At 60.9% G+C, this 24,062-nt stretch carries 16 protein-coding genes; 3 read left to right on the top strand and 13 right to left on the bottom strand.

Annotated elements, in window-relative coordinates; all coding sequences use genetic code 11:
* Positions 1–42 precede the first annotated feature (42 nt).
* From U5771_RS08620 to U5771_RS08605, 4 genes are all read right to left on the bottom strand, one after another.
* Positions 43–717: a hypothetical protein gene (locus U5771_RS08620; protein WP_322023572.1), complete on the bottom strand. Its 675-nt coding sequence runs from the start codon at positions 715–717 to the stop codon at positions 43–45.
* Entirely contained in the window at positions 710–1,402 is a 693-nt protein-coding gene (locus tag U5771_RS08615; RefSeq protein WP_322023571.1) for a protein mobD, read from the bottom strand. Before U5771_RS08615 ends, U5771_RS08620 begins: the two co-directional genes overlap by 8 nt.
* Positions 1,403–1,411: 9 nt before the next feature.
* Positions 1,412–1,873: a hypothetical protein gene (locus U5771_RS08610; protein WP_322023570.1), complete on the bottom strand. Its 462-nt coding sequence runs from the start codon at positions 1,871–1,873 to the stop codon at positions 1,412–1,414.
* Between the two features lie 1,121 nt (positions 1,874–2,994).
* Entirely contained in the window at positions 2,995–3,315 is a 321-nt protein-coding gene (locus U5771_RS08605; RefSeq protein WP_322023569.1) for a helix-turn-helix transcriptional regulator, read from the bottom strand.
* A gap of 140 nt (positions 3,316–3,455) precedes the next feature.
* On the opposite strand from U5771_RS08605, the gene U5771_RS08600 reads away from it, so the two are divergent.
* Positions 3,456–3,851, top strand: coding sequence for a hypothetical protein (locus U5771_RS08600; protein ID WP_322023568.1), 396 nt, complete (start codon positions 3,456–3,458; stop codon positions 3,849–3,851).
* Positions 3,852–3,919: 68 nt separating this feature from the next.
* Positions 3,920–4,393, top strand: a complete 474-nt coding sequence (locus U5771_RS08595; protein WP_322023567.1) for a hypothetical protein — start codon at positions 3,920–3,922, stop codon at positions 4,391–4,393.
* A gap of 57 nt (positions 4,394–4,450) precedes the next feature.
* Here U5771_RS08595 and U5771_RS08590 read toward each other — a convergent pair whose 3' ends face one another.
* From U5771_RS08590 to U5771_RS08560, 7 genes are all read right to left on the bottom strand, one after another.
* Complete coding sequence (locus U5771_RS08590) at positions 4,451–5,296, bottom strand: peptidyl-prolyl cis-trans isomerase (RefSeq protein ID WP_322023566.1); 846 nt, start codon at positions 5,294–5,296, stop codon at positions 4,451–4,453.
* Between the two features lie 55 nt (positions 5,297–5,351).
* On the bottom strand, positions 5,352–7,115 hold the full coding sequence (locus U5771_RS08585; protein ID WP_415859394.1) for a ShlB/FhaC/HecB family hemolysin secretion/activation protein: 1,764 nt from the start codon (positions 7,113–7,115) through the stop codon (positions 5,352–5,354).
* Between the two features lie 41 nt (positions 7,116–7,156).
* Positions 7,157–7,294 (bottom strand): hypothetical protein, encoded by a 138-nt coding sequence (locus tag U5771_RS08580; protein ID WP_322023564.1) that lies wholly within the window; start codon positions 7,292–7,294, stop codon positions 7,157–7,159.
* Positions 7,294–9,300 (bottom strand): filamentous hemagglutinin N-terminal domain-containing protein, encoded by a 2,007-nt coding sequence (locus U5771_RS08575; RefSeq protein ID WP_322023647.1) that lies wholly within the window; start codon positions 9,298–9,300, stop codon positions 7,294–7,296. The genes U5771_RS08580 and U5771_RS08575 overlap by 1 nt, the downstream gene beginning before the upstream one ends.
* A 77-nt stretch (positions 9,301–9,377) precedes the next feature.
* Positions 9,378–10,223: a hypothetical protein gene (locus U5771_RS08570; protein ID WP_322023563.1), complete on the bottom strand. Its 846-nt coding sequence runs from the start codon at positions 10,221–10,223 to the stop codon at positions 9,378–9,380.
* A gap of 126 nt (positions 10,224–10,349) precedes the next feature.
* Complete coding sequence (locus tag U5771_RS08565) at positions 10,350–10,718, bottom strand: hypothetical protein (protein WP_322023562.1); 369 nt, start codon at positions 10,716–10,718, stop codon at positions 10,350–10,352.
* Positions 10,715–19,306, bottom strand: a complete 8,592-nt coding sequence (locus U5771_RS08560) for a filamentous hemagglutinin N-terminal domain-containing protein (RefSeq protein WP_322023561.1) — start codon at positions 19,304–19,306, stop codon at positions 10,715–10,717. Before U5771_RS08560 ends, U5771_RS08565 begins: the two co-directional genes overlap by 4 nt.
* 1,172 nt (positions 19,307–20,478) lie before the next feature.
* Between U5771_RS08560 and U5771_RS08555 the strand changes: the two genes are divergently transcribed.
* Complete coding sequence (locus U5771_RS08555) at positions 20,479–20,805, top strand: H-NS histone family protein (RefSeq protein WP_322023560.1); 327 nt, start codon at positions 20,479–20,481, stop codon at positions 20,803–20,805.
* A 143-nt stretch (positions 20,806–20,948) separates the two neighbouring features.
* Here U5771_RS08555 and U5771_RS08550 read toward each other — a convergent pair whose 3' ends face one another.
* Together U5771_RS08550 and guaA are read right to left on the bottom strand one after the other, a co-directional pair.
* Positions 20,949–22,211: a tyrosine-type recombinase/integrase gene (locus U5771_RS08550; RefSeq protein ID WP_322023559.1), complete on the bottom strand. Its 1,263-nt coding sequence runs from the start codon at positions 22,209–22,211 to the stop codon at positions 20,949–20,951.
* A gap of 222 nt (positions 22,212–22,433) precedes the next feature.
* On the bottom strand, positions 22,434–24,053 hold the full coding sequence (gene guaA, locus U5771_RS08545; protein ID WP_322023558.1) for a glutamine-hydrolyzing GMP synthase: 1,620 nt from the start codon (positions 24,051–24,053) through the stop codon (positions 22,434–22,436).
* Between the last annotated feature and the right edge of the window lie 9 nt (positions 24,054–24,062).

The following is a 24,062-nucleotide window of genomic DNA, read 5'->3' as shown; positions in this document are numbered from 1 at the left end:
TCCACTCCCCGCCTGTGCTCGAACGCAAGCGGGGAGTACCGTCTATCGAGCGTGTTCGCCCACCCAAAATGCAGCAGCGACCAGCATCACAAATAGACCAGCCGCGACGACCAATAGGCGGCTCAGCGCCCGAATCAAACGCCGTTCAGTCACTTCGATACCCGTCTGCACCCGTTTCACGGCTTCCGCTATCGCCTGCTCAAACAGGCTCGCCGCCTCGTCCATCCGCTCCCGCTGGTCCCGCGCCGCCACCGCCGCTGCACCGACAAGGCGGTTACCGGCAATCTTCGCGACCCGGTTGGCCATCCCATTCGCGAGCGCGGCTATCGATCCCTCATTGAGCGCCGCAAGCGCAACCTGATACCTCGCTTCGTGTTCCCGGATCATGCCCTCGGCCAACTGGATCGTCGCCTTGCAGCGCGCGAGCGCGTCGCGATGCTGGCGCATCAAGGCATCGGTCGCCTCCTCGGCTTCCCGACGCACTGCCTCGAAACTGCCATCCCCGGCCTTGCGGATACGGTCGGGCATTGCCTCGTAAAGCCGAGCGTAATATTCGAGCACGACGATCATCGACCACAACGCGTCGTTGTCCCGCAAGCTCAACGCACCGGAAACCCGCCGCATCCGCAGTAGGCTGGTATCGTCGGGCAACTCACCCGTGACCTCGAGAAACAGGCAGGCGAGCGCATCAGGCGACCTCGCCCGCCTGTTACGCATGAGCCGTCACCTTGGCGAACATCGTGCTGCACACCGCACGCCAGCGCAGCAGTTCCGCCCGCTCACCAATATGCATCGTTTCCGCCGCCTTGCGTACCGACAAGCGCTGGCTACGCAGTTCGTCAGCGACGCGATCCGCAAGATCGGGAAAATCCAGCGACTGGCCTTGTGCCTCGACGGCCTTGCGCAATTGCGAGTCCCGATACAGGGTGAATTTTTCCGGTGGCCCGAAATAGCCGTTGCGCACGACATGCGTGACCGCATTCGGGAACGTCGCACCGAACTTCAGAAGCAATTCGAGGCTATCGCGCTGCCGGTTGATGACCCACAACACGACGAGACGCCGGGCCAGCTCATCGAGCGTGCTGGCGAGCGTCCCGCCGTACTGTGCGACACCCGTCTGGCTTCGCGCTGCTGTGTTGACGACAACGGTCGCGTCCCGGTGCATATCGCAAAAATTGACGAAGTCGATCCAGCCGCTGGCGTCGTCCAGATCACATGACCCGCATTCGATTTCGTCGTGGACCGCTTTCATGACATCGGGATTGGACGTGTCCGTCTCCACCAGCACGACATTGACATCCGTCCATCCGAGGTAATCGACCAGCGCCAGCGTCACGAAGCTCTTGCCAACACCGCCCTTGCCGCCACCGACCATATAGATGGGAGGATTTTCCGTTGCCATGCGAGACCTCTACAAGTTCTCGGTATCCGGGCTGATCGGAAATCCGAGGAAGCCCTGTACCTGTTGCCCCAGCTTGGTTACCCCCTTGCCCCCCTTCTGCTGCAGTCCAGTGCGTTGCGGGTTATCGCGTGGAGCATCGGCTCGCGCTGACTTCCTGCCCCGAGCAGGCGCCGTCACCTGCTCTCGTGCCGCGTCCCGTCTGCCCGGTCGAATTCTTCCCTTTCCGTCCGCGCGGCGCATCGCATATCTCAGGGAATTGAGATTTACGTCGATGCCTTCCTGCGCGGCCTGTTCTATTAGTTCATGCAACGTATATCCCTTCTCCCGCGCCGCCACGATCTGTGTCCGTATGGATTCAACGCCATCTCCCACCTTGACTGGTTGATCATCTTTCGCTTTTTCCGGCAGCGCATCCAGCCTGCGTCCAAGTGCTTCCCACTGCCCTCGCGTGAAACTCCTGGCAATCGACATGACTCACTCCGACGCACGACCTTCACTGCATCTTGCGCACGCGTTTACGCGCCGTCAACACCCGTTTCATGCAGTTTTCGATGAGGACGGAATACATCGGAATGCAGAGGAATATGGCGGAACAAAAAATATTTTTTCTGCCCTCACCAGATGTTTCCCCGATTCACACGGAATTTCGCCCGCGTTCTCATTCGCGCACGCGGGCGCGAAGCGCAGTGAACATCGTGTCCTTGTCGGTTCACACTGAAGGACAACCGGAACGCGTTCGATGTCACTAACGCGCGAACACGATACTCACCCGTCTTGCCCTGCCATTGCTACGCCGGTGCCATACACGTGCGTCCGCTCTGCGCACACCTTGACAGCCATGCGACTGCGGATCGTACACGAGTATCGCCTGCACAACACGGTGCGATGCGTCGAGCGCACTCTCCACTCAACGCGCGCTGACACCAACTCTCCACGTCTCTACATCCGATGCGCTCGGGACCAGTCGGCCAAGCACCGGCCACGCGTCTTTTTGCTCGACGTCGTTAAACGCCCAACGCACTGCGATTACGCGGATGCGAATTCCTGTTGCACATGGCTTGCACATCGAGCGCACGGAAGTCACGCTCGACACCGAAAACAACATGAAAATCGAGGCATCGCAGGATAGGCTTGCGCCGGTTTTGGGCGCCACGTCCGCAATCGCACGTCGCATTGGTGAGGGATACTGGAGATTTTCGTGGTGGGTGCGATGCATAAGCGAAATCATGCGAGACGTAACTCGATGCTTGACCGCGTACCCGCGACCGAGCATGCCGCGGTACTGGAGTAACGCAGGACATGCAGCCACTGCTGGCGCTCTGTGCTTTAGCCAGTGCTGGGGATGAGCTCTATATGCGGGCGGTCGATGGAATACTTGGTCGCCGTCAGCCGACTACTTACTCGCCGACGAATCGGAATCGCACACGGGTTCGCCACGATCTACTCTACTGCCGACTTGTCGACGACACCCCGCTTCGATCGCATCGACTCGATACAAGCCATCGACAAAGCGAAACTTGGTGCTAGCGAAATACCTCCCCGACACATTCGGGCCTCGCACCAACGATCGCAGAGAAAAATCGGTAGTACATCTATTGCGGCGGAGACTCCGCAATCGCCTCGATCAACGTCAAAATCGCCTCACGTTTGCGCGCGTCGAGCGCCCGAAACCCAGAGACGATCCGCTGCTCGTCGGGACTCTCCAGACGCGCGCCTGCCTCGCCGGTCAGGACATAACAGATATCCACGCCAGCAGCCGCGATCGCACTCAGGTAATCAGAGTTGGGTCGCCTCATCCCTTTTTCGTACTGAAATTGCGCATGTTTCTGGACCCCGCCGAGCGTCGCCAGCTCGGTCTGATTCAGCCCCAAACGCAATCGCTCCCTTTTTAGGCGTGCCTCAAAATCATCCATTTGATATTCTTTTTCCTTGACAATATATCAAACGACTCTAAACTGGGCTTCAGAGGTATCCGATTGCTAGCGTAGCGCACCTCGGCAGAGGAGACACTCCTGTCCTCTTGCTGACCGCGATCCCATGATGCGGAGGCTGTATGTCATTCACCTATGAAATTTCCGGCGCCTTGTCTGTCCTGGACAACTTCCGGCACTACCATGCGCAGCAGTTCGCCCAAACGATTGCCGACCCTGCCGACATTTACTTCGCGACAGATGCCGTCACGCATTCGCTCGTCATCCGCATTCGCGGCGTACTGACCGACGACGAAGCGGAGATCGTCGAGAACGCACTTGGGGAATTCTCCCAGAAATGGGCTCGGACCGGCAGTATCTTCAGACGAGTGCGCTACGGAGAGCCGTCATGTGTGCCACTGGGCTTAGCCCTGCACGTAGAGTTGCTCAGAGAACTCGCCGATGAGCACGTCCAGTTGGAAGCCTTTCTCCAACGCCAAGCGCGTATTCTCGAACAATTTCGACCGGTGGCGACCTAGAGCGCGATAGCACCGACATCCCGGCGCTTTCCAGCGTGCTGGGCGAGTCCAATTACCGGAGGTTCGAAATGGAAGAACCGGCCTCGTATACTCTGACCGGCGCACTAGCCGTGCTAGACGATCTGGAAGACGAGCAGCTCGATAGAGTATCTCGCCATCTGGGCGGCATCGCCTCGGTGTACCTAAGGCACGACGAGATTGCGCATGCCGTTTCGCTTCGCATTTCCGGCATGCTAATGCGCGACGACGTGCGCTACATTGAGCAGCGTGTCGAGCGATTCGCCGAGGAAAACGCCCGAGCCGCGGCGATTCTCCTGAGCGAGTGGAACGGCGAGACAAGCGAACTTGTCGTCGGCATGAACTGGGACGCCCAATGCCTGATCCGGCTTGGCGCGGTTCAGGAGCAACTTGCAAAGCTCACTGAACGATATTTCGACTTCCTGCTGCGGCTCGAACCACCCGGCTCGCCCCCTCGCGGCAAACCGCTTATGTGCGTCTCCGTCGACATCAAAGACAAGCTGGCCAGAGGATTGTCAATCTGACGTCACCGCCTTTACGCCGCTTTCATACGCCGCATCTCGCGTCGGTCGTGCGACGTTCTATTGCTGAATCGTCGCGCTCTTCAACAGGCCGCCAACAAACTGTGCACTCGCCTTTTCCAGCGCGAGCGCATCGAGCTGCTGACGGATCGTCGCCTGCGCCTGGTTGAACGTCGGCACCTGCGTCGGCCGCTTCGCGTCGAGCTTCACGATCGCGCGTGCGCCGTCGACCGGAATCGACTCGGGCGTGATCGCACCGACAGACAGCTTTTCGAGCGCCTGTGCGACCACGACCGGCAGGCCCGAGGTCTTGCCCTCCGTCGCTGACGCCTTGAAGCTCACCCACGGCAGTTCCCCGCCCGCATCCCGGCTCGGCGCAAGACTGTATTGACGTGCAAGCCCTTCAAATGACTTGCCGGCCTTCAGTTCACTCAGCACGGTCGCGGCTGTCGCCGCATCCCTGACGACAATCAAACGCGGCTTGTACTCGTCCTTGCCGAGCGACGCGACAATCTCGTCGTAACGCGACTTGACCTGCGCATCCGTTACCGGCTCCGGCTTCACGTTGTCCTTCAGATACAGCTGCGTCTCGGCATTCGCCTTTGCTACCTGCATCGCCGCCTGTACTTCCGGCTTGCTACCGTAGTTTGCTTTCTCCGCTGCCTGCTGGATCAGCACACGTGCAATCAGTTGATTCTTGATCGCCTGACGCACTTGCGGCGTATCCGGTTGCCGCGATGCGCGCAGCACGGCGTCGACTTCCGCCTGTGTGATCGCGGCGCCGTTGACCGTTGCGACGGGGCCCGTCGCTTGGGGTGCGGCGGACGTCTGTGCAATTGCCGAGCCGGTCAGTGCCACGGTCAAGGCAAGTGCTGAGAGCGCGTAGCTGAGTTTCGTTTTCGTCATCGTTTCGCGTTTTCAATAAATGAGCGCATAAGCCCTCGGGGTAGTCCAGGACCGGTCAGTAGTTCCAGTTGACCGTCGCCAATACCAACGTTGCCTTCGGTCCGAGTGCAGCCGGCTGTGTCAGTGCACGCCCGACCAGGACCTCGCCCGACAAGTACTGCTTGTGCCACTGCCATTGCGCCCGCAACCCGGCACCCGCGCCGGCGAGCGTCGGGAAACCCGGTACCGAGACAAGGCCCGCCTTACCGGCATCGACGAATACATACGGCTCGATTCGGCCGTCTTTCCACGCCGGCGCGTTTACCCAAGCCAGTTCGTTACGCGAGTAGAAGCCCCGATCGCCAGCGATCTCGCCCGAGCGAAAGCCGCGCACGGTGTCCATCCCGCCGAGGTACAGTTGCTCGGATCCGAACAGTGCCATGTTCGTATATTGTCCGCCGAGCACACCGCGATACGCGAGCAGCGCGTGCCCGATCTTCGGCAACGGCAGCGTGAACGCGGCGGCCGCATCCATCTTCGTGAACTGGCTGTGCGCTTCGTCGCGCGTGATGCCGTGCGGATCATGGTTCGCGCCGAACCAAGGCAGGCCCTGCGACAGCCCGCCGTTGATCGTGAAATTCCCCTGCGCGTCGTTCATCACGAACTTGTGCAGCCAGGTGCCACCGACGCGAAGCACGGCGACCCGCTGCGGATCGAGATCGATGCCGTTGACCTCGCGGTCGGTACGGCGCCAGGACACCGTCGCGTCAACGCTGGTGATATCGCTCACGCTACGGTTCACCAGATAATTCCAGCCGAAGATGTGCGACAGCGTGCGGCCGTATTCGAGCGCGGTCGTGCCGATCACCTGCTGGTATTCCGAGTCGGAGATCGTATAGCTGAATGTGTGGCGGCCGAACGGTACCGCGAACGAACCAACGATCGCGTTGCTGTCCAAGCTGTCGAGGAAGTTCACGCTTAGCGATTCCTGCAGGCCGAGCAAATTGTCGGCCTCGATGCCGGCACGATAGCGGGTCACGCCCGTGGCCGAGCTGCCGTAGTTGTCGACGCCCAACGTGTAATAGAGGCGATCGCCCGATTTGTTGCCGATGTCGACGATCGATTCGCCGGGATTCTGGCCGGGCAGGATCTGCACCGTCGCCTGGTTGCGGCGCAGCCGGTTGATCTGCGCGACGCCCTGGTCGATATCCGATAGCCGCAGCGGATCGCCGGACGTCACCGGAAATGCGTTCTCGTAGCCGGCGTCCGTGAGCCAGCCACCGCCTGCCGACGCTTCGCCTGCCTTGAGCCGGTGAATCGGCTTGCCGTTGACCGTGAACGCCTCGATCGTGCCGAGCTGAATCGTGATCTTCAGCGTGCCGGTCGCAAGATTCTGCGGGCCGAGCAGCGCGCGCGTCGTGACGAAACCGCGTTCGACGAATACGTCGGTGATCCGCTTCAGCAGCACGTTGATGCGATGCGAACCGAGGTCCTGACCGACGAACGGCGCGACGACTGCTTCGAGCCGTTTGTCGGAAACACCATTCGGCGGTTCAAACCGACTGCCGTCGGGCGCCTGCAGCGTGATCTGCTTCACCGCGAAGGTCGGGCCGGATTCGGCAATCGCATTGACGGGGGTATCCGCCGGGATGTCGAGCGTCGTCTCCGACGTCGGCGCGACCGTGATCGAAGCCGGCGGCTGCTCGAGCTGTCGCTGGCGCGCTTGCTCGCGTTGCTGCTCGATGATCAGTTGTGCCGGATCCTGCACCGGCCGGCCGGCGGGGGGCAATGATTGGGCATGAGCTGAACGATTGGCTAACCAGGTCACACAAACGACCATGACGGTCGCACCCGCCCACAGCTTCAACAAGACACGCATCCTCACCTCGCCTTCGCCGGCTTTGCAGCCGTCATCGCCGCTTTTTCCTGCGGCGTCGGCGCCGTCTCCAGGACGATCACCAGCGTCACGACGAGCCCTGAGATCAGCAGGCCAAAAATTCCAAGCATCGCTCGATTCATCAACGCCACCACCACGTCGTCAGGCCCAGATGCTGGTCGATCTGGACGGGCGTTCGCGAAGGGGCGCGTACCGTCGTGATACCGCCTGCCGCTGTGACGCCCTTCCCACCGCTGAACGAGCCGCCGTCGATCACGCCGTCGCCGGTCAGCGTCACGTTGCCGTTCGCAGTGAAGCCGCCACCGATATCCATCGCGATGATCTGCGCCCACGTGCTGCCAAAGAACGCCTTGAAGCCGCGATGCTGGTTGATTGCGGCATAGCCAGTCACGCCCTGTGCGTATGTGATCGGTGCGTCGACCTTGATGTCGCCAGTCGCGAAGACGTTGCCGCCGATGTTGCGTGCGACCGTCCCGGCCTTGATGCCGATATTGCGGCCCGCCTGGATCGTGCCGCCATATGGCGTGACGTTGCTCGATGCGTCGGCGTGGCAAAAGATCCAGCAGCTGCGCGTGTAGCTCGCCTGGCCCGTGAAGACAGCGGCGTTGGTGAAAGCGTTTTGCACGGCGATGTTGACGTCGCCGTCGTTCGATTGAACGATCCCGCCGGAATTCGTGAAGTTGCGGCCCGTAATCGTTACCGGGCCGTGCACGGCGGCGATATAGGCGAGCTGGTCGGGGTTGCCGACCGTTCCGTAGTCGACGTTGAAGCCGCTCGTCGTATGCGTGAAGAACAGGAAGCCGCCGCGGCTGTCGGTATACGCAGTGGGCTGGCCGCCGTTCGTGCCGCCGGTATGGTCGATGATGTTCTGCACGTCGCCGGCTGCGGTGAGGCTCACCGCGCCGTTCGACAGGATGCGGGCGTTGTCGTTGATGATGTTGCCGCCGGCCGTCAGCTTCGTTTGGCCATTGGCGGCGAACATGACGCCGAGGTTGTTCGCGCTGGAGCGGTTCGTGATGTCGCCTGCGGCGGTGAGGATCACGTCGCCGCCGGTCGTGGTGCCATCGCTCGCTGTAGTGCCTGCCTGAATCAGGCTGCCCGTGTTGGTGATCGAGCCGCTACTTGTCAGGTTGACCGTGTTACCCGCACTCAGGGTAGTCGGGCCAGTCGTGTCGTCAGACAGCGCGATGTTGCCAGCCTGGACATTCACGTTGTTCGCGGCGGTCACCTGCGCGCCCTGAAATGATACGGTGCCGGTCGTCGCAAGCGCGACGTCGCGCTCCGCCTTCAAGGAACCGTCCGCGATTGCGATGTCCCCGTTTGCCGTGACGACAACGTCGCCCGCATTCGCATAGACCTTGCCGAGGCTGTGCACGCCGGCGCCTTGGTCTGTGACGATCAGTTGGACGCGGCCCGCCGTCAGTCCGCCGGCGGCCGTGATGTCGACCGCGACGGCGTTGCTTTTCGTCCCAGGCGAAGATGTGCCGATCAACCAGTCGTGGCCGTTGTCCGATGGCGAGAAACTGGTGTCGTAGGTCGCTGTGCTGTCGCCAGCGATCGCGCGAATGCCGCTCGTCGAGCTGGTGAAATCGTTGGTCACCGGGCCGTTGATGCTGATTTGCTTTGCGATCAGGTCGAGATTGACCAGCGTGCCAGACAACCCACCGGAACCGATCGTGATCACGCCGCGGTCGGTCGTGAGTACGACGTTGCGCTGTATGACGCCGGGCGCGAGCGTGAGGTCGTTGAAACTCACCTGCCCTGTCGACAGTACGACGTGACCGGTGTTCGTGAAGCTGCCGCCATCGACCGTGATCCCGTTCGGATTCGCCAGGATCACGTTCGCACGCGGACCGAGCACATTGATGTTGCCCTCGATCAGCGACGGATTCGTGCTCGTCACCTGGTTGACGATCGTGCGTGCGTTGATGCCGACGTTGTTCAGGTCGGCACCTGCTTTCGAGACGTTGAACGACGAGTAAGTGTTGTTCGACACGCCGCCAACTGAAGGAGCGATATTGACCGTTTGGCGACCGCCAGCGCCCACCGCAACCGACGTCGCCGTACCACCGTCCGGAACGATGGTCCCGGCGAATACCGCACTCTGCCACGCCGGACATGACATCATTAGTAGTATTGATAGATGCTTGGCGCGCACGAATCGCTCGATTTCGTTGACTTTCATCATGTCATTCCGGCGTTTTCTTACTTCTGGCTTGCGCTGGCGGACTGAGTGATTCCGCGGCCGCTCAGTAGCGCAGTGCGGAACTGAGGCACGAAGCTCATAAGTGCCTCATCAATTCCCTTGATGGCATTGGGCAAGTCTTTCACCAGATCAGCATAGAAGGGATAGACATAAGGACCATTCTCCTTGGCATCTGAAGCGAAGTTGGAGCCGGTATTCTTGTTAATACCACCACCGCCCGAGGTCGGATTTAGATGGGTAGGGATCGGCAAGAACATATTCTGAGAGAAAATAGGTTCAAACGTCGATGCCGAAAAAATTCGAATTTGGCTGTTAACCGATCGGACATACGGCCAACCCAGTCCTTGTGCGCCATAACCGGTATTGGCCGGTGCAATTAAAATCGCATCCGCTCCCGTATAGGCCTCACCCTTCAATGTTGGATGCAGCCAATCTCCTGCGATTTTGGGCATGCCAGCCTGACCAAGATTGACTTCCTTCACCTGGTAACCTTGCGCCCGCAACTCGGCCTCCAGTGCCTCGATGTACTTACGGTTCAGTCCGGTATCCCCAAGCTCACTCTTGACGACGTCGTTAAAATCCTTGTTGGTGCGAGTCGACACGGCAGCTGTCCCGCCGGCGATTGCGCCGCCGACAGCCGCAGCCAACAGGCCCACTCCAGGAATTGGGACGAATACCGGCCCTCCGGCCGTGACGGCAAAATACACCGTTGGCCTCGACACATCGACCGCAATCGTCTTGACCGACGACATTTTTTGCGCATCGAAGTCGTATTGCGGTTTCGATGCACACGCGCCCAACAAAGCCGCGAAACAAACCACCGAAATTCTTTCAAGCGCCCTCATACTACCTCGTTGTTAAAAAATATTCCTAGTTTTGCTTGATGTTGTGTCACATCAAATGCTTCCGGGTTCGCCGCTAGTTCGCGAGAATCCCATGCGTCGAACGGCTGAATTGATTAGAGGTATCCATCAGTTTGCACTCCATGACGTACAAAGAAACTCATAACACGGCCCATCATCGAAGGTGATCATCAAGTGTTGTAATGCCGCAATGGTTTTTGAATCTTTTCTCCCAGCGATTCGAACTTTATCTAACCAATCGCTATCGAGCGAGACCAGCTTCCCATATGCGAGCTTGAACATATCCGCCGTACAGGATGTCATAAACGTGCATTTATATACTTCAACTCCGCTGAGTCTCAACGTGCAATCAGTAGCTTCGCCCTCTTCGTCCTCGATAGACAGCCTCAACTCACACTCACGGCGTGGAAGAACGACAAACTCGGGGCTCTTAAGCAAAGCTGACGCCGGTACCGGCAACTGCCAAAGTTCATTCATTGTTTAGCTCCCGGACGCGGAATGGTTCCGCTACCGATATATGTACTAGTGGATTGACCAGATCCGGTGATACGCAATGTCGATGTACCGCTGTTAGCCAAGCCATTGTTTCCAAGACGTGCGGCTATTGCGGCTTCCGCCGTCGCGTCACCCGTCATGTCAACAATACTCCATTGGCTCCGCGGAATACCCGCTTGTGTGAGCGCAAGCGACGAACGAGTGTTTATGATGAGCGTATTTCCTCCCAGATTGATCGTCTGGATAGGCAAATCGGCCGGCGACAGTGTTCCAGCTCGAAGCTGAGCAGCGACATCGGAAATTGTAGATCCGGCGAAGCTTCCTTCCTCACTAAACCATGGACTAGCAGTAGTCTGCGAGAAATTTAGAGTGTTGCGAGAAGAAGATGCAACCGAACCACTGATCGGTGCCGCAGGCATCTTGAACCCTGCAGCACCGGCCGCGATCCCCTCTGTTGCTTGACCGATCATCGATGCGTAGTACGCATCGGTCGGCGAAGCGCCCGTCGCATACATCAATCCGCCGTATATCCCTGCGAGCGGACTGCCGAGCATATTGTCCAGGGTAGCCGCCGCCTGGCTCGGGGTAGTCGTCACGGGTGACGGTGTCTCGACTGCAACGGTTGTCCCGCCCCAGTTTTGAATCGTATTGCCCGCCATGTACGCCTGAAACTTCTGGGACAGGCAAGCTATCGAGCCGGGTGATTGACACGCCGTCGCGAGAGCCTGATCTCGAGCGGTCGATTTCTGCATCAATGTAGCCGCTGCAGCACAGTCAGCCGCTTTTCCGCTATCGCATCCCGCTTGCGCCTCTGCGGCCTGCTGTGCCTCCGACTTCTGCCCCGGGAGTATCGTGACGTGATTCAACCAATTGTTCTGCGTCTCGTTCTGGGCCGCCGCCACCGCGCCCTGAATATTGACGCCCGCCACCCCGGCTACGCTGCCACTCACGACAGTTTCTATCGCTGTCAGGATCGGCGCGGGGATATTGCCGTTCGCATCGATGATCGGATTCAACCCGGCCGAGATTGCTCCGCCCACGGCCCCGCCCGCGCATCCGTTTCCTTCGGCCGCGCTTGCTGCACAACCGAGCACGGCGTGTGCCGCAATATTCTCGAAGGTCAGTGGATCCGTTCCGTTACCGATCGCGAACGCCGCTGCTGCCGCTACATTCGATACCGCACTGTTGCGGAGGTTCGTCAGGAAGCTGCCGCCCTGGATCGCCGTTTGCACGCCGGCCTGCAGCACCGACTCGGCTGCGAGCGCACCGATCGTGGTCGGCAACGAACCCGTTGCTGCACCGGCCTGCGGCACGAGCGTATTGCCCACCGACTGCACGCCCGCCAGCGATGCGAGACTGTTCGGTGAGGCACTCCACGACCAGCCCAGGGTGCCTCCGTCAAACGTAATGCCGTTCGTCAGGCCGGCCGTGAGCCCAGCAACGCCCCCGGTTTCAAGCATCTTCCCGACACTGAATGCGCCACCGGCATTCAGCTGGCTCATCGTGCTGTTCATCATGCCGGCGAAAGCGGCCGACAACGCGACGTTGGCCGTTCCCGCACCAACCGCCGCCGTCGTCACAGTCACTTCGGTCGCGCCAATCGCGATCGTCGATGTGCTCGCCGGCACCGCCGCGGCAAACGCCGTCCCCGACGCAGCAGACGCCATCGCCCCGATCGCGGCCGATGCCGCCATCCCTGACATGATCGAGAGGCCGGTAATGACCGCCGTCATGAACAGCTGGTCGTACCACGCGTCACCGTCGACAACGTCCGTGTGCAGGTTATCGGTGACCGTCTGCTGCGTGAAATTCCCGCCGAGCTTCGTCTTCAGGTCCGACAGCATCTGCTGCGTTGCGGCCTGATTCACGCTACCGTCGGCATTGACCTGCTGCAGCGCCCCACCGATCTGCGCGATCGACTGCGCATTGAGCTGATAGTTGGCGGCCGACATGAAGCCGCCTTGTTGCACCACGGTGCCCGTGGTTTGCAGGAGCACACCGTCCTGCCCGGTCTGATAAATCGTGCCGACGTTCGTCGAGCGTTGCTCGTTGGTCAGCGAGTTCGTGTTGACCGTCAGGTTCTGCGCCGTGACCGTCCCGGTGTTCAGGATGCTGTTCGCGTAGTTGAGCGTGACGTTGGTGCCCGTAATCTCACCGTCGGCGTTCACCACCGCGAAGTTCTTCGGCAATAGGACTTCCGGCATCAATGCCTGCACCGTCGGACATGTAGCGCCGCCGGTCGTGCTGCAACCCGGCTCCGGCACCGTCTGCTCGACGTACCAGAGCATCGGATGATCGATCATCGCCAACTGCGCGTCAGTCAACTGCGTACCGAGCGCGATGTTGTGTTCCTTCGCGTACTCGAGCGACGCGCCGTAAAGCGCCGCCTTGTCTTGATTGCCGATCGACGCCTGGCTCGTGCTGTCCGTGGCGCTCGTCGTGCTGTAGAAACTGCTCTTGCCGGTCGCCTGCAGCGCAGCCTGCTCGATCTGCTGATTCTCCGTGTACGGGTCGTAGTAGAACGGCACATTGGCCGGCTGCAGATTCGCCGGCAGGTTGGCGATCAGCGACGCCGACGAAACCGTATCAACGACCTGCGCGGCCGGGTTGTTCGTCAGATAGGTGACCGTCGTGGTCTGCCCCGAGATCGTCTTGACGGTCGCGCTCAGCGGTGTATTCGCCTGCGTGATGATCGGCGCGACCGGCGTACCGACGGTCCGCACACCAATCGGCGTATTCGGCGGCAAACCGGCCGAACCCGTCACCGACGTCAGCTGGCCATTCGCGTCGACGACGCGGCCCGCCACGTTGACCGTCGCGGCCACGCCAGACGGCGTCGACACTGGCCCCAGCGAAATCACCTGCCCCGACACGACCGGCGGCGGTGTAAAGACGTTCGGATTCGTGATCCCGTTGACGAGCTGCGAACCCGTCAGCGCGATGGTCTGACCGATCACGTTACCGGTGTTGGTGAGCGTCGGCGAATTCACCGATAGCGAGTTGCCCGCTTGAATCGTGGCCGGCACGAAATCCGACATACCGACGTTCGACGGCAAGCCGGGCGCGGCCTGCGCATCGCCGAGGCTGAAAGCACCGCCGTACAGATTCTGGCAGGTCGCGGCTGAACCTTGACAGCCCCACGTGCGAATACCGGCCGGATTACCCGTCCAGTACGCATGCAAATATTGGTTGTCGCTCGACGCACTTGAGCTGGCGTTGATCGTCGCAGTATTCAGCGCCGTGACGAGACTGCCCGTATTGCTGAACACGTCCGCCGTGATCGACAGGTTGTTGTTCGCCGTAATCGTCGCCGGCTTGGCCGACTGCACCTCGATGTACGCTTCGCAGTTCTGGCCGCACCCCGTGTACGGCGACGCCGACCCGTAGTTCTGATGAACCGTGACCGGCGCGGCGATCGTGTTCGTCACCGTGCCCGCGTTGATCTGGACATTGTTGCCGGCCTCGATCGCGGCCGAGGTGTTTGTGACGCTCGATGCCTGCGTCGGATTGCCCGCGGTCGTGCCTGCGCCGCTGATTACGACATCGTGTGCCGCGACCAGATTGCCGTAGGTGTTGTTAACCTGATTCGCCGCGATAACGATGTCGTGGCCGGCAGTAACGTTGCTGTTGGTCTGCTGATAGCTATACGTCTCCGAGTTCGGATTCGTCGTATGCAGCGAGGTACAGCCCGAATTCGAGACGCCCGATGCGCAACCCGCCGTGACCGTCTTCGATCCGACATTCGAACCTTGATTCGTAAAGCTCGCTGCCTGAATCGTGACGTCGTTGCCGGCCGTCAGCGTTCCTGCGTTGGTCAGGTTGCCGCCGGATACGTTCAGGTTGTGGCCTGCCAGAACCTGTCCCGCCGAGCCCTGCACCGTGGTGCTCGTCGACACCGTCGGGACCGTTACCGTCCCCGGCGAATTGATTGTGAAGGTGGTCGGCAGACCGATGGTGTACGAGCAATGGCTGTTCAGATCGCAAGCGTGAATCCCCGTGCCGACAATGCCGCCGCCGGAAGATCCCGGAGACGTGCCGACGCTCTGGTAGACCGCGATCGGAATGCCGCCCTGCCCCAGGAATCCGCCCGTAGTCGAACCGCTCAATGCTTGCAGACCCGACAACAGCGAATTCAACGCCGTCGCATCGACCGTGTCCGTCACGGTCGAGGTGTACGAGCGCGCCTCGTTGTTCAACGTTTGAACGTTCAACGAAACGTCGTTCGCCGCACTGACAGTCCCGCCTTGGTTGTTCAAGGTCTGGGCCGTCATCGAAAGATTGTGACCTGCCGCGATCACGGACGACGGTCCGGACACCACGCCAACCGTTGTCGTCGTTTCCGTCACCGTCGGCAGCGTGAAGGTCTTGCTGATGCCGTTGTTCGCGAGCGTACCGTCCTGCAGATACCAGTACGCCGCACCGAGGCTCCCCAGTTGGGGCTGCGCTTGCGATGCATCACCGGGCAGTTGAACCAGCGTGAATGTTCCGGTCGACGCGACGGGAGCCTGAGTGATCGCGACACCAACAGGCGATAACAAGTCACCCAGCGTCGCCTGCTGGGTCAACGGAATATTTTCAGCCGGAACGTGATCGCCCACACCCGGAAAGTAGAACTGGTAATTGATGGTGCCGATCACCGTCGACCACAGCAAGCCGGGGTTGTCTATCGTCTTGGTCGTCGTCGTTGTCAACGAGCCGGATGAAGCGGTCGCGTTATTGACGGTCGCTGCCGTGATCGACAGATCGTTGGTCGCCGTTAGCGTACCGCCTGCGTTCCCGAGATCGCCACTCAGGTTGATCGTCGCGTTCCCGCTGCCCGCCGGGCTGTTGCTATTGCCCGCCTTCGTGGTACCGCCCGAATTGTCATAGCTCGATCCGCTGATCGTCAGCGTATTGGCCGCTTGCACCGTGCCGGCGTTCGTGCCCGAACCGTTCAGCGTGAACGCGTCATTGGCCGTGACCGTACCGCTCGCCGCGTTGGCGAGCGTTCCGTTGATCGTCAGGTCGTTGCCGTTGATTGCACCCGTGTTGCCCACCGCGCCGTTCAGCGCCAGTGAACCCGTGCCTTGGTTGATCGTGCCGGCATTGTTGATGCCGTTGGCTGACGAGACCGTGACGGCCGTTCCCGGCAGCGTCCACGTACCCGAATTGCTTACCAACTGGGCGGACAGGTTCAGCCCGTTGCCGCCGTTGACGGTCCCATAATTGGCTACCGACGGATCGAGCGTCTGGTGCGGCAGGTTCAGCGTCGCAACGTTTTGCCCGAGAATCCGACCATTGGTGTTGTCGAACGAGCCATTGCCGCCCGTCACCGTCACGGTCGTGTTGCCGATGGCGGCCGTCGGATTGTTGACGTCGCCTGAGTAAATGAGACCATTCGCGTTACTCAGGCTGCCCGTCGTCAAGTTCAGTGCGTTCGTCGCGAGCAAACCGCCCGAGTTGGTCGTCGCGCCCGACACGTTGAAATTTGCAGTCGGCCCGTAGATCGTCCCGGCGTTATTGAGGTTCGTCGCGGTGATGTTCGCCGTCTGAAGCGATGACAGGCTGCCCGTGTTTGTAACGGTCGTGCCGGATACATTCAGATTGCCTGCCGCCATCTGCGTGCCGACGTTCGATACCGTGCCACCAGCGACCGTCGCGTCACCCTTGAACGCTGCGGTGCCGCCCGTCGTCACGCTCTGCGTGCCAGTGATCTGCGTCGTGCCACCCACCACGGCGTTCGCGGTCGTGACGTTCGCGCCCGACAGGGTCGCGTTACCGCCCACCGACAACGCCGGTGCCGTTGCGCTGAAGGGCTGATTGAGCTGCCCCGCCGACGTGTCGAGGTTGTTCGTCGCCGTTGCGGTCAGATTGCCGCCAACTGCGACGCCCTGCGTCGTAATGTTGGTCGCCGTCAGGTTCGCATCCTTCGAGGCGGTCGTCTGGCCGTTCAGCGTCAAGTTCTGACCGGCGTTCAGCGTCGCGTTGCCAGCCGTCGAGACCGGACCGGCTACCGTCAGGTTGCCCGCCTTCGCATTCGCGCTCAGATCGCCCAGGCTCTTGACGCTGCCTTGCGCATTGAGGTCCGTGCCAGCCGTGATCGTCGTCGCGCCGCCCGAAAGGGCATCTCCAACGAGCGTCGCGCTGCCGTTGGTCGCGGTCAGCGTGCTGGTGCCGACCGCCGTCGTCGCACCGACCGACAGATTTTGACCGGCCGTCGCGCTCAGATTGTTGCCGGTCTGAATCGCGCCCGAGATCGCGATGTTGTTGCCGGCATTGAGCGTCGTGTCGTTCGCGACGCTGAGCCCACCCGTTCCGTTGATGTCGCGGCCCGCCGTCACGCTGGCGTTACCGGTATTGCTGACCGCGAGACCACCGCTCAGGTTTGCATCGCGCGCGGCGGCGATCGTCGTGCTCTGACCCGTCTGGACGGTACCCGCGACGGTCGCATCCTGACCGGCATTGATGTTCACCGTGCCCGGCGTTGACACCGCACCCGCGACCGAGACGCTTCCCGCAGTCGAACCGATCGAAGCGTTGCCGCCGCTGTAGACCGTACCGCCCAAGCTAACGCCCTGCTTGCCGCTGGCATTCAATGCGCCGAGCGATACCACGTTGCCGGTGGTCGAGAGCGATCCGCCGCTGGCTGCGAGCGTCATGTCGCCGACCGACGCGGCCGTGCCCTGCACGCTGGTGCTGCCGCCGGACGTGACGTTCAGGAACCCGCCGCTCGTGACGCTGCCGCCGAGCGTCGTGTCCTGCCCCGCCTGAATCGCCACCGCGCCCGGTGCCGATACCGTGCCACCGAAACTCGCGTTCGTACCGGCCGTCGCGTTGACCGTGCTGCCGCTCTGCACCGCGCCATTGAGCGCAATCGCCTGACCGGCATTCAGGTTCACCGCGCCCTGCGACGACGAGACATTGCCTTGGCCCGTAATCGAGCCGGCTTGTGCCGCGATCGACACCGGACCCTGCGCCTGCATCGTGCCGCCTACGGCCGCGTTCTGGCCTGCCGTCACCGACAGCGCCCCATTCGACAGCGCGTTGCCGTTCACGTTCGCCGAACCCGTCTGCGCGGCAATCGTGGTGTCGCCCACGCCTGACACCTGGCCGTTGACGGTCGCGTTACGTGCGCCCGTCAGCGCGACCGTGCTGCCGCCCTGCACCGCACCGTTGACCGCCAGGTCTCGCCCGGCCGTCGCCGATACTGTGCCCGGTGCGCTCAAGCCGCCGACCGTCAGGTCGCCGTTGGCCGTCTGGAGCGCAATGTCGTGCGCGGAGAGCGAACCAATCGACATCGACTGGCCGGCCGTGAGATTGGCCGCGCCGTTCGCGGCGACCGACGCGGCATTCAGATTGCCGCCTGCGATCATCGACACGTTCTGCCCGGCCGACACTGCGCCGGGTGCGTTGATGTCGCCGTTCGCCGTCACCGTATAGTTCTGGTTTGCGAGGCCCGTTCCGTTGATCGTCGTGTTGCCCGCGCTGGTCAGATTGACGTTCTGATTGGCAAAAGTTTGACCGACCGACACATCACCGTTCGCGTTCACGAGTACGTTGCCCGCCGTCGCGGACAATGGCCCTTGAGTGTTCACGCCCATACCCGCTGCCGTGGACACGATATAGACGGTCCCTGACGTGACTGAACCATATTGGTTCGCGTCCACTGCAACGGTCTTGCCGATCGCGGCTGAGGTATTCGCCGCCCCGTTCGTCGCAGTACCGTACGCGATGCCAGTCGTATCGCTAGCCGTCGGCGTGACGAGTTGGCTACCCGCGATCACATTGACACGCTGATCCGCTCGCAACGGTGCATTGATGCTGACGCTCTGGCTGATCAGATCAATATTCCCGACCGTGCCTTCGATGCCGGCTCCGGGCCCGTTCACACCAGCCGGGCCGTCAATCGTGATGGCGCCCGACTGCACGTCATAGGCCACGGCCCCTGCATGCGCAAAGTCGGTCGCCGTACCGCCCACGCCGGTGAGAAACTGCGGCGTGCCGGTTGTGAGCGTCAGGCCGGGGATGTTCGTCAGCGCCAACCCGTTCACGGCAATGCCGCCCGGCGCCGCAACGATGACGGCCGCCGGCGAGCCAAATACCTCGAGCGGCCCATTCAACACGGCAATGTTGTTCGACGTGACCTGGTTGATGATGGTCGTCGCCGGATGCCCATTCAGGTTCGGGTTCGCACCGAGCGTGCCGCCAAGCAGCGGCGTCCCCGCCACGGTACTGTTGTTCAGCACCAGACCTTTGCCCGTCACCTCGAATGACTGGTATTGCCCAACGCTTATCCCATTGCTGTTGGCAGCGGGGATGTTGATAGCGGGGACTCCCGTGCTCGTCTGAGTAACGGTCGGCTGGAACGTGATCGGTGCGCGCGGATCGACGATTGGCGCGGCGTGCGCGACTTCATCCGCGAGAAACACAGTCGGACTCAGGTACATCACCGCCGCCATAAGCCAAGCGGTCGCCTTGACCCACAGTGAATGCGCATCGCTGTTCAGCGAGCCGTGCTCGAAATGAATCGCTTGTTTGGCCGCGTTGCGTTGAACGAGGCGTCTCTCAATCTCGCGCGTGACGCGGCGCATATTCTGGTCTCACTTTGCGTTTTACCGCGATAGTCGCATAAGCGAGACTGAAAGATGGTCAACAAGTGTCAGGCCTCAAAGCCGAATAAGCCGATATACCTTTCAGAATTCAAACAAAAAATAAATCTATAACCGGACCACTCTTTTAACTACCGTTGCATGCCCACCTGTGCAACGGGCAGTAGCGGGTTGGACGCCGCCGCTCGCGGACGTCGGAAACCGGCGATCTGCACCGGTCGCGCGTCACAGGGCGGCGGCCGGCCGCGTTCGGCCACGAGCGGATGGTCGACGTATGTGCCGGATTCGTCGACAATCAGCGGCAACGGACGGCGACTGTAGTTCAACAAACCTTCTGCGACATGACACGCGAATTCCTCGTCATTTTTCAGTACCACGAGCCTGAGCCACGGCAGCTATTCGAGCGTGGAGTGGTCGAAGACTATGAATCTACGACCGGTGTTTTCATCGCGGCGGACTCAGCAGATGACGCTTTGATTTGGTGCGAGGCAATCGCACAAGAGGTCCTTTGGCGCTGCAATGACGACAGGTCGTTAGATTGGAAGCACTTGGGATATTTGCGCTGGATTGAATCCGATCCCGACACATCATCATGGAGTCATTGTTTGGACTTCTTTCAGCATGTGCGGGTCGGAGAAATGCCGAACTTCGATGCCATGGGTACTGACGCGTACGCTAGGTGGCAGAAGCGATAGCGCGATCATCCCACCACATGCCGTCCCAATGACCGATCTTGAGAAATGCGAGGGACCGCTTCGGGTCGGCTACAGCCGACGGGAGCCGGCCGGCGGTAGTTCACCAAGGCCACCGTTCCCGACATCCTTGAACCTGTCGTTTGCTTGTCGCCAGCAATCCGATAGCAGCCGTTCAACCGTATCAGCTACGATCACTAAGATCGTTCCGCTTCGACCGATTCGTTCGTGCGCGTGCATGCGACCCAAGTCTCGCTTACCCACTTCGATACAATCGCGTGCTCGGCACAGTCGCCTTGGCGCCCGAAAGGCGTCACGCCAAGCAGAAAGCACTGCTGGTTGGAGCAATCGGCTCGTGATCGATTGGCCTCCAGTTCAAACCCGGCCACACCGATCGAACGAACATTGCGAACTTGACTGCCAGATTTCGCTCCAATCATTATTCGCTCGAAACATCGGGACATGAACAGTATGACCATTCGCGACCTACAGAAGCAACTCGGCCAGTTAAATTTGCTTGTTGCAGAAGCCAAGCAGCAGGAAAAGCAAGCCAAACTCAAACAGATCGCTGAAGACGTCAAGGAATACGGCATCACCGAAATCGAACTGCTTCGAGCGGCTGGCTTCATTCAGGCAAAGCGACAGAAGACTCCTGCGAAGTACTACGATCCAGACACCGGGCGCTCATGGTCTGGCAAAGGCTCACGACCTAAGTGGCTCGTGGGCAAGAACCTCGACGACTACGCAATTCGCAACGCACCGCAACCGTGGTGGCCGGAAGGGATTTGATCGAAGCCCAGCACGTAGCCTGACGGCGCGAGCGACGGAGAGTCGTGGCCCCTGCAAGTCATTGCCGCGCAGTTCGGGAATCACGTTCATATTGGCGCCTATCGTAGCCGCAACTCGGAATCGAGATTTGTGCCACGCCACCGTCAACGACCAATGACGGAGCTCGGTGCATCCTTAATCCAACGATCCAACATATCTGCCCACGCCTGCAGCATCGCCCTTCTCTGCTCCGCGTATTCGGCCTTGTTGTATATCGCGCGAACACCGCGCTGTTCGTGCGCAAGGCATTTCTCGATCCAATCGGTATTGAAGCCGGCTTCGTGCAAGTGAGTACTGGCGGTGCGCCGTAGATCGTGCACAGTGAACGGTTCAAACATTCCCCCCCCGGCGCAGATCTGCTTCACCGTGCTATCTATGACCCGGTTCAACGTCGCAGAGCTGATTGGCGAAGCAGTCTCATACCGCCCAGGATGCAAGTAAACGCTTGAGCCAAAGCATGTTTTGAATGCGACCAAGACCTCAAGCGCCTGCTCACTGAGATAGACGTGGTGAGGACGCCGGGCCTTCATACGTTCCTTCGGAATGGTCCAGGTTGCCGTCTCAAAATCCACCTCGCCCCATGACGCATCGATAAACTCCGACTTACGGACGAGCGTCAACAGCAGGAATTTGATGGCAAGGCGCAACGTCGGCATCGTAGGCGTCTGCTCCAAGGCATTGAAGAAGATATGAATCTCCTCTGGACTGAGTGCCCTATCGCGCGCCTTAAACGTCGCAATCGCACTGGGCCGGATTGCGGCCGCAGGGTTATCGACCTTGATGCCCCGAGCTTCAACGAAGCGATAGACCTGCAGAACGATTTCGCGTGCGTGAATCGCTTGCGCAGCCGCACCACGTTCCTTGATTTTCTCGCATCGGGCCATCAGTCGAGCGGGCGTGATCTCGTCCAGGTTCAGCCGGCCAAATTCCGAAGCGAGATTTCGCTCGTACACGGACTTGCGCATCGACCGCGTCGAATCGGCTAGAGTAGCCTGCTCGAAGTACTTCCCCGCCCATTTGCCAAACGTCAGCGCCTCCGCCGCCTCGACTCGCTTTTCTACCTTCGCGCGTGACGGACTCTGTCCACGCTGGATCTCTCCTGCAGCCTGATCGCGAAGCATGCGTGCCTCAGAAAGGCTGATAGCCATTCCAAACACGAGTTCGTCTGATTTCCGCGGCTTTCGCGCCGACAGTGATGGATCGTACCGGCCGATAACCAAGGTTTCACGGCGGCCGTTCACTCGATAGTCATACCGGAGACTTACCGCCCCCGATGGCATCACAGCTGCATATAGTCCGCGCTGATCGGCGATCTTATAGATTTTCTCAGTCGGCTTGAGGGCACGCAGTTGCGTGTCAGTGAGCATAAAACCTCCTCGAACGGATACCGTCGGCCGATACCGTCAACCCGACGTGACGGTATCGGACAAGGCCGTCCGAGGAGGAAACATCGGTACCGCCAACGGTACCGACATTTACACATGGTATTGCGCGGATCGCAGCGGATCCCGGCGGACAATAACCCCCTGTTTTTTAACGAAAAAACAGGGGAAACGAAAACTCCCGGAACGACTTGGGTGCAGTCTAGATCACTCCCACTCGATCGTCGCCGGCGGCTTGCCCGAGATGTCGTACACCACGCGGTTGATCCCGCGCACCTCGTTGATGATCCGGTTCGACGCACGGCCGAGCAGCGCGTACGGCAGGTGCGCCCAGTGCGCGGTCATGAAGTCGGTGGTCTGCACCGCGCGCAGCGACGTCACGTAGTCGTACGTGCGGCCATCGCCCATCACGCCGACCGACTTCACCGGCAGGAACACCGCGAACGCCTGGCTCGTCAGGTCGTACCAGCTCTTGCCGACATCCGCCTCGCCGCACAGGCCCGCTGCCGCATCCTGCGCGGTCGCGGTCGTGTTGCGCAGTTCCTCGATGAAGATCGCATCCGCGCGACGCAGCAGGTCCGCGAATTCGCGCTTCACTTCGCCGAGAATCCGCACGCCGAGGCCCGGGCCCGGGAACGGATGGCGGTAAACCATCTCCGGCGGCAGGCCGAGCGCGACGCCCAGTTCGCGCACTTCATCCTTGAACAGGTCGCGCAGCGGCTCGAGCAGCTTCAGGCCGAGCGTTTCCGGCAGACCGCCGACGTTGTGGTGGCTCTTGATCGTCGTCGCCTTCTTGGTCTTCGTGCCGCCCGACTCGACCACGTCCGGATAGATCGTGCCCTGTGCGAGCCACTTCGCCTTCGACAGCTTCTTCGCTTCGGCCTGGAACACCTCGACGAATTCGCGGCCGATGATCTTGCGCTTCGCTTCCGGATCGGTCACGCCGGCCAGGTGGCCGAGGAACTGCCCGGATGCGTCGACGTGCACGACCTTCGCATGCAGGCGGCCCTCGAACATGTCGAGCACCATCTGGCCTTCGTTCAGGCGCAGCAGGCCGTGGTCGACGAACACGCAGGTCAGCTGGTCGCCGATCGCGCGATGGATCAGCGCGGCCGCGACGCTCGAGTCGACACCGCCCGACAGGCCGAGGATCACTTCCTCGTCACCGACCTGCTCGCGGATCTTCGCGACGGCTTCCTCGATGTGGTTTTTCATGATCCAGTCGGGCTTCGCGCCGGCGATCTGCAGCACGAAGCGTTCGATGATCTGGCGGCCCTTCACGGTGTGCGTGACTTCCGGGTGGAACTGCACCGCGTAGTAGCCGCGCGCCTCGTCCGCCATGCCGGCGATCGGGCAGCTCGGCGTCGACGCCATCAGCGCGAAGCCCTGCGGCAGCTCGGCAACCTTGTCGCCATGGCTCATCCAGACCTTCAGCATCCCGTGGCCTTCGGCCGTCGTGAAATCCTCGATGCCGTCGAGCAGGCGCGTATGGCCGTGGGCACGCATTTCCGCGTAGCCGAATTCACGATGATCGCTCCACTCGACCTTGCCGCCGAGCTGCACGGCCATCGTCTGCATGCCGTAGCAGATGCCGAGCACCGGCACGCCGAGATCCCACACGGCCTGCGGCGCGCGCAGCTGGTGGTCTTCGTACGTGCTCGCGTGGCTGCCCGACAGGATCACCGCCTTCGGCGCGAACTCGCGGACGAAGTCGTCGGACACGTCGTTCGGATGGATTTCGCAGTAGACGTGCGCTTCGCGCACGCGGCGCGCGATCAGTTGGGTGACTTGCGAACCGAAGTCGAGAATCAGGATTTTGTCGTGCATGGCTGCGGA

The sequence above is a fragment of the Burkholderia sp. BCC1977 genome, from assembly GCF_905339595.1.
In the GTDB taxonomy this organism is placed as follows: Bacteria; Pseudomonadota; Gammaproteobacteria; order Burkholderiales; family Burkholderiaceae; genus Burkholderia.
This window is presented reverse-complemented; position numbering and strand designations above follow the sequence as displayed.